The organism is Paraburkholderia sp. (genome assembly GCF_036488505.1).
GTDB lineage: Bacteria > Pseudomonadota > Gammaproteobacteria > Burkholderiales > Burkholderiaceae > Paraburkholderia.
Window position 1 is genome coordinate 1 of the sequence record NZ_DASXHN010000067.1, and the last position, 6,316, is coordinate 6,316.

The window sequence follows — 6,316 nt, forward strand, 5'->3', positions numbered from 1 at the left end:
GTGAGGGCCACGGGGCCGGCTTTCGTGTCGGCCCATGGCCTGCGCGCGCTAGCTGTAAGGCGACGATGAAGGCGTGTTGGTCGAGGCGTGTCCAACGAGAAATTCTGGATGCTCCGCATTGATATTGTCACAACGATTGACCGAATTCACAGAAGTCGCTAATATCTTGCCTTCGTCGCGTGACCTCCCTACGCGAGCGAAGTTTCGGGAGACGTGGCCGAGAGGTCGAAGGCACTCCCCTGCTAAGGGAGCATCTGGGCCAAAACCTGGATCGAGGGTTCGAATCCCTCCGTCTCCGCCAGCAATGGTGGCGAAACCCCGTAAGTTCAAGGACTTACGGGGTTTTTGTTTTTTCAACCCACAAAATGACCCACGAAGCTGATAAAGATCAGCATTTCGCGACACCGCATGTATAGTCGCGCGCACACCGATTCGGGGCGCGGCAGATTGTGTGCGTTGAGTCGGTGTGGTGAGTGTTGGTAGCAGCGCTGCGCGGCGATTGGGGGAACACCATCAGCAATACGCTTAAGGCGCGTCATTGCGCACGGGTACGGGTCGAAGTCCAGAGGTTGGGTCGATGAACGGGGATAGCTTTTCAGTCGTGCATACGGTCGCGAACGAGGTTGAAGCAGCGTATCACCGGACTGATTTGCTTGAAGCGTGCCGCCCGATGATGCAAAAATGGGCGGCGCATGGGTGCGGTTGGAACGACTGATTTCAAGCCCCGACACGTTGTACTAGGTTAGGCTCAAGGACAGGAATTGATCGTGTGGCAATCAATCCAGCGGTCTATGGTGACTCCATTCTTTTCAGAATAGGAGATTTTCCAGAATTTCAAGTCATCTGAAATACCAATCAATTTCACGTACTCCCCTTTAACGACATACGTTTTAACCTTTGTTTCCGATGGTGTAGGGTACAAGTAGGCTCGGCCTACAACTACCTGACGTTCGCCTTGGTGAGCATTGGCTTGTTTCCGAGTGAGAGTTACCGCGTAGGGGCCATAGAAAAAATCACCCTTTGGATTCTTCGTAACCTTCCATATCAACGCATCGTCGTAACTGGCCAAATCTGCGAAACCGTCCTTTGCGCCGAAAAATGAATAAAAGTGAATTTCCGCGTGTCGCCCGTCTTCGCGCACGTGTCCAGAAATGTTTTCGATCCCGTTCGTGCTGCAATCGATTCGGTTCCCATTTTGGGTAATGAAGCAATAGGAGCCAGTCACTGCGCCGTCATCCGCTTCGTTGAGTTTTATTTCGAACGTCGAATACGGCTTGCTCGATCCCGTCAGATATTCTACATATTCCCAATCCCCTGAAAATTTGCCATCAGCAGCCCATGTAATCGAATGGAAGAACAGAGTGTTTAATACCACGATCAAAAGGATAGCGTATTTACGTGTATTCAATGCTCTACTAGGTTTGAGCGGTATTTCTGGTTTAACAATTTTTGAATCTGCAATGCAGCCCTTCCAGAAGTTATGCTCCAGTCGTACACCATCAATGCCACACGCTCATCTTTGAGGCCACAAAATCCCTTTGCCTGCCAATAGGGCTTCAGATAAATTACCTCGGCTTGTTGTTCCGTCAAATTTTTCAAGTTATCCAACGTAGGGGCGACACCCACGTCTTCCTGTGCATATTCCTGCCATGTGGGCCACGCAATCCCGTGATTCGTCGGACCGCCCTTGTCATCAGTCCGATTAACGTATCCGCCTTCATGTCTCAGAATGATTTTTAATATTTTCTTGAATCGTGCAGCACAGTCACAACTTTCAATGAAATTCCCCACCAGTCCAATCGGATTGATGTGATAGACATCCGGTCCCGGAAAGCCAGCTACGCCGGCCTGCACCTCGTCCCACCATGCGAGCCTTGCGATGCGTTTCTTTTCCTCCTCATGCTCCGGCTTCGGCCCCGTGCGCTCTTCGATTGCGCTGACCAGTTCCTGCCACTTCGCGGGGTTGGCCCATTCGCTTTCGTGCTTCGCAATGAGGCGCGACGCCCGAAAGGCGACCCACGGAAACCCCGCGCCCGGCGTGTTCTGCCGGGAACCGCAGAGGTCGTCCGCTGCGTGAACACCGTCTCCGCTCGGATACAGAACGCGGTAGATGGCGGCCATGAGTGGACTCAGCTTGCCAACAGAACCCACGCCGGGTGTATCGCTGCCGAGCGCATAGTCCACATAGTCGCCCGTGGTCGCGAAAATGGTGTGCGCCGGATCGTGGTCCTCGTCGTGGCATTCGAAATCGATCCAGTTTTGCGAGAACTCGCGGGTCACACGCCCCCCGGCAAAGCTCTGCTCACGCACCCATCCTGTGATGGCATTGCGTTGAATATCCGCACTGTCAACTTTCCACCAGCGCCGTTTCTGCCCGTCATTGCCCGGCGCTGTCTCCGTGAACAGGTGCGCCGCGTCTTGCGGCAGAGCGGCGAATGTGTAGGTCTGGACTACATCGGTTTGCTTCGCATCCTGCCCCTGCTGGCCATGATCGTGATAAAGCGTGGTCCCACGGTCGACACGGAGAATCGTCGGGTCGGCGGACAAGCCAAGCCGACTCCATTGGGTCGCGTTCGCGCAGTTGGCGTTGACCCACGCGCGTCCATCCTTGATGAACTTCTTGATATTCTCGTCGCAGAACACCTCGATGTGCGCCATCCGGGTTCCGCTCGAACACTCGTTGAGTGAGTCATAGCGACCCGGGTGGCCGATCAGGTCGCCCGCCTTGACGGGAATACCGCCGCCTGTTCCCTGCGGATCGGCCGGGCTGCACCTCTGATTCGTTGTGACGACGACCCGGTCAAAGGTTGACTCCGGGATAGACTCTTCGGCAAGCGGGCCGTCGTTCTGCTCGCCCAGATAGATCCACCCCGTAATCGCCAAAAAGGGCGCAACATAGCTCATTCGCGGTCATACGTGCGTGCTGCGCGCGGTGCGCGAACCGATGGTCACGAAAAGATGCTGTGTCCCGTTTGCTGCCTGTTGCGTCATGCTCAAGTCTCCAGTTGGTTTAATCGCCAGCCCACGCTATTGAAAAACTGGGCGCGAGTAAATGGGAGAAGTCTTAAGAATTGTCATGCAACTTAATACTGTGGCTGGCGGGCATTTCAATGGCGCTCACGGCGCAGAATGCCAATGCACGCTCAATATCGTCGTCGCGCAACGCAGTTGGACCGTGTATCGAACGCAGCTTTGCACAACTGGGTCCGAAGCCGCTTGGCAGTTTCGGTTCGTCTGCAACTGTCGATGCAAACGACAAACGGCATGACACCGCAAACCGTTGGACCGGGAACCGAAACCCGCGCGGTGCTGCGGCCTGGTTCTGCAAAATCGATACGCGTCGCCATATCGGTGACACTCAATAATGCGGAACCCGCGCCTTTTCTCACCACCGTCTGTCCGATGTAACCAGACGTTACCCGCCGCTCGCACCCGCTATTTTCAGCATCAGTTATTACAAAATTGAAATACGCATGATGCGGCGTTGCGCTATATTTCCGCCAACAAAACACGTTCCTACAAAGGTGATCAATGAAGTCCGCTCGTCTTGTTCCGCTTCTGCTCGGGGTGTTGACGTTGGGTGCATCGGGTGCCGCGATGGCCGGGGGCCTCAATATCGGAGTTAATATCGGCATTCCCGCGCCGGTCTACGTTGCACCGGCTCCGGTCTACGCACCGCCCCCGCCGCCCGTCATTTATCAGCCGGCGCCCGTGTACGCGGCACCAGCCGTTGTAATCGGCTGGCATGGCGACCGCTACTGGGACGGCCGTCGCTACTGGGCGCGTGACGACTGGTATCGCCACCATCCGCCGGGACGCGGCTATGGTCACGATCACTACGATCACGGTCGCGGCTGGCACTGAACTGCTCTGCATCGCTGAAAACAACCGTAACCGCCCGCAAGGGCGGTTTTTCTTTGGCGCGGGCATTTGACTGCGACGCGGTTCGGCGCGTCGAACTGGCGGAGCGCGCGGACTAATTGGGTAGAATCCCTCACACCGCCATTGCCCACTCACCAGCAAGATCTCTATGACAACTGGCTCGCGACGGGTGCAAACGCCTGCTGCACGTCGACACGGCGTGATCAACCGACCCTTGCGCGCGCTATTGGCCGTCGTTCTTGCGTTCGCCAGTCTGTTGGCCGCGTCGCGGGCGTATGCGGTCCATGCGATCGCGCAGTACGGCGAGCCCAAATATCCGGCCGGCTTCAGGCACTTCGACTACGTCAACCCCGATGCGCCGAAGGGCGGCACGCTGGTGCTCGCGAACCCGAGCCGGCTGACGAGCTTCGACAAGTTCAATCCGTTCACCTTGCGCGGCAATGCGGCCCCGGGTCTCGAATTGATGTTCGAGAGCCTGACCGTCGGCAGCGCGGACGAAGTCGCATCCGCGTATGGGCTGCTTGCCGACGACATCATCGTCGCGCCCGATGGCCTGTCGGTCACGTTCCATCTGAACCCGCGCGCGCGCTTTTCGAACGGCGACCCGGTCACCGCCGACGACGTCAAGTTCTCGCTCGACACGTTGAAAAGCCCGCAGGCCGCGCCGCAATATCCATCGATTTTCAGTGAGATCAAGCGCGCGGTGGTGGTCGATCCGCACACGGTGCGCTTCGAGTTCCGTGATCGCAATCGCGAGTTGCCGCTGCTCGCCGGCAGCATGCCGGTGTTCTCGCGCAAGTGGGGGATGAAGGCGGACGGCAGCCGCATTCCGTTCGATCAGCTCGCGTTCGACAAGCCGATAGGTAGCGGCCCCTATCTGATCGAGAGCTACGACAACGGCCGCACGATCACCTTCAAACGCGATCCGAACTACTGGGGCGCGGATCTGCCGGTGCGCGTCGGCATGAACAACTTCGATCGCATCGTCTACAAGCTGTACGCCGACGCGACCGCGCGGCTCGAAGCATTCAAGGCCGGCGAATACGATGCGCTCGTGGAATACGTCGCGCGCAACTGGGTGCGCCGCGACGTCGGCAAGAAGTTCGACAGCGGCGAATTGGTCAAGCGCGCATTCCCGCAGCACAACGGCTCCGGCATGCAGGGCTTCATCCTGAATATGCGCCGGCCGCTGTTTCAGGACGTGCGCGTGCGTAAAGCGCTCGATCTCGCGCTCGATTTTCAATGGCTGAACCGGCAACTGTTTTTCAATCAGTACACGCGCATCGACAGTTATTTCGCCAACACCGAATGGCAGGCGAAAGGGCTGCCGTCGCCGGGCGAACTCGCACTGCTGGAACCGTGGCGCGACAAGCTCGACCCGGCGGTGTTCGGGCTGGTGCCGAAGCAACCCGACACGGATCCGCCGGGCTCGCTGCGCGCCAATCTGCTGCAGGCGCGCGATCTGTTGCAGCAGGCCGGCTGGGTCTATCGCGATGGCGCGTTGCGCGATGCGCAGGGCGAGCCTTTCCGGTTCGAGATCCTCGACGACTCGGGCGCGGCCGCGTCGATGGAGCCGATCGTCGCAACCTTTACGCGCAATCTGCAAAAGCTCGGCATTACCGCGACGTTTCGCACCGCGGATTACGCGGTGTATCAGAAGCGTCTGGACGCGTTCGATTTCGACGTGACGACGATCCGCATGCAGGACGTGCAGGTGCCAGGCTCGGAGCAGATCAACCGCTTCGGCAGCAAGGCCGCCGATACCACCGGCTCGGACAACGTGATCGGTGTGAAGTCGCCGGTGATCGACGCCGTGCTCGACGCGCTCGTGCACGCGCAAACTCGAGAGCAACTGACCGACGCGGCGCATGCGCTCGACCGTCTGCTGATGCATGGCTACTACGTGGTGCCGCACTGGTACAGTGCCACCCACCGGGTCGCGTTCAAGCGCGGTCTCGCGTGGCCGAAGACGCTACCGCTGTACTATGGCGCGGAAGGCTGGATCACGTCGATGTGGTGGTACGAGCAGCCGCCGGCGCGTGCGCAAACGCCGCCGCCGCCCGCCACGCCGCCGAAACCATAGCCGCGCCGGCGCAGCATTCGCGCATCGACGATTGCGAACCGACTGATCGCTCACTCCAACGCCTTCGCACCGGAATACCGTCTATGTGGAGCTACATCCTCAAACGCCTGCTGCTGATGGTCCCGACGCTGCTCGGCGTGCTGACGCTGACCTTCGTCGTGATCCAGTTCGTGCCGGGCGGCCCCGTCGAGCAGATGCAGCACGAGCTGCGCAAGGGCGCGGAGGGCGCGTCGCCGTTCGGGCTGCGCGCGCATAGCGGGGTCGACGCGCAACAGCTCGCGCAACTGAAGCAGCTATACGGCTTCGACAAGCCGCCGCTCCAACGCTACGGCCTGATGCTCAAGCGCTTCG

Annotated in this window: 4 protein-coding genes, 1 tRNA gene and 1 pseudogene; 4 read left to right on the plus strand and 2 right to left on the minus strand. The window is 58.8% G+C overall.

Annotated elements, in window-relative coordinates; all coding sequences use genetic code 11:
• Positions 1 to 207 precede the first annotated feature (207 nt).
• A tRNA-Ser gene (locus tag VGH68_RS03870) sits at positions 208 to 301 on the plus strand.
• Between the two features lie 447 nt (positions 302 to 748).
• Here the strand turns inward: VGH68_RS03870 and VGH68_RS03875 are convergent.
• On the minus strand, positions 749 to 1,408 hold the full coding sequence (locus VGH68_RS03875; RefSeq protein ID WP_331602181.1) for a hypothetical protein: 660 nt from the start codon (positions 1,406 to 1,408) through the stop codon (positions 749 to 751).
• A complete protein-coding gene (locus VGH68_RS03880; RefSeq protein WP_331602182.1) occupies positions 1,405 to 2,904 on the minus strand; it encodes a glycosyl hydrolase 108 family protein in 1,500 nt (499 codons plus the stop codon). The genes VGH68_RS03875 and VGH68_RS03880 overlap by 4 nt, the downstream gene beginning before the upstream one ends.
• Positions 2,905 to 3,531: 627 nt before the next feature.
• Here VGH68_RS03880 and VGH68_RS03885 point away from each other — a divergent pair.
• The 3 genes and pseudogenes from VGH68_RS03885 to VGH68_RS03895 all read left to right on the plus strand — a co-directional run.
• Positions 3,532 to 3,864: a hypothetical protein gene (locus tag VGH68_RS03885; RefSeq protein ID WP_331602183.1), complete on the plus strand. Its 333-nt coding sequence runs from the start codon at positions 3,532 to 3,534 to the stop codon at positions 3,862 to 3,864.
• Positions 3,865 to 4,030: 166 nt separating this feature from the next.
• Entirely contained in the window at positions 4,031 to 5,965 is a 1,935-nt protein-coding gene (locus tag VGH68_RS03890; RefSeq protein WP_331602184.1) for an extracellular solute-binding protein, read from the plus strand.
• An 83-nt stretch (positions 5,966 to 6,048) separates the two neighbouring features.
• A pseudogene (locus VGH68_RS03895) lies at positions 6,049 to 6,316 on the plus strand (microcin ABC transporter permease); the annotation flags it as partial.

Excerpts from the sequence above, each read along its gene's own strand:
- VGH68_RS03880 (WP_331602182.1), bottom strand. The coding sequence starts at position 2,904 with ATGAGCTATGTTGCGCCCTTTTTGGCGATTACGGGGTGGATCTATCTG.
- VGH68_RS03885 (WP_331602183.1), top strand. The coding sequence starts at position 3,532 with ATGAAGTCCGCTCGTCTTGTTCCGCTTCTGCTCGGGGTGTTGACGTTG.
- VGH68_RS03890 (WP_331602184.1), top strand. The coding sequence starts at position 4,031 with ATGACAACTGGCTCGCGACGGGTGCAAACGCCTGCTGCACGTCGACAC.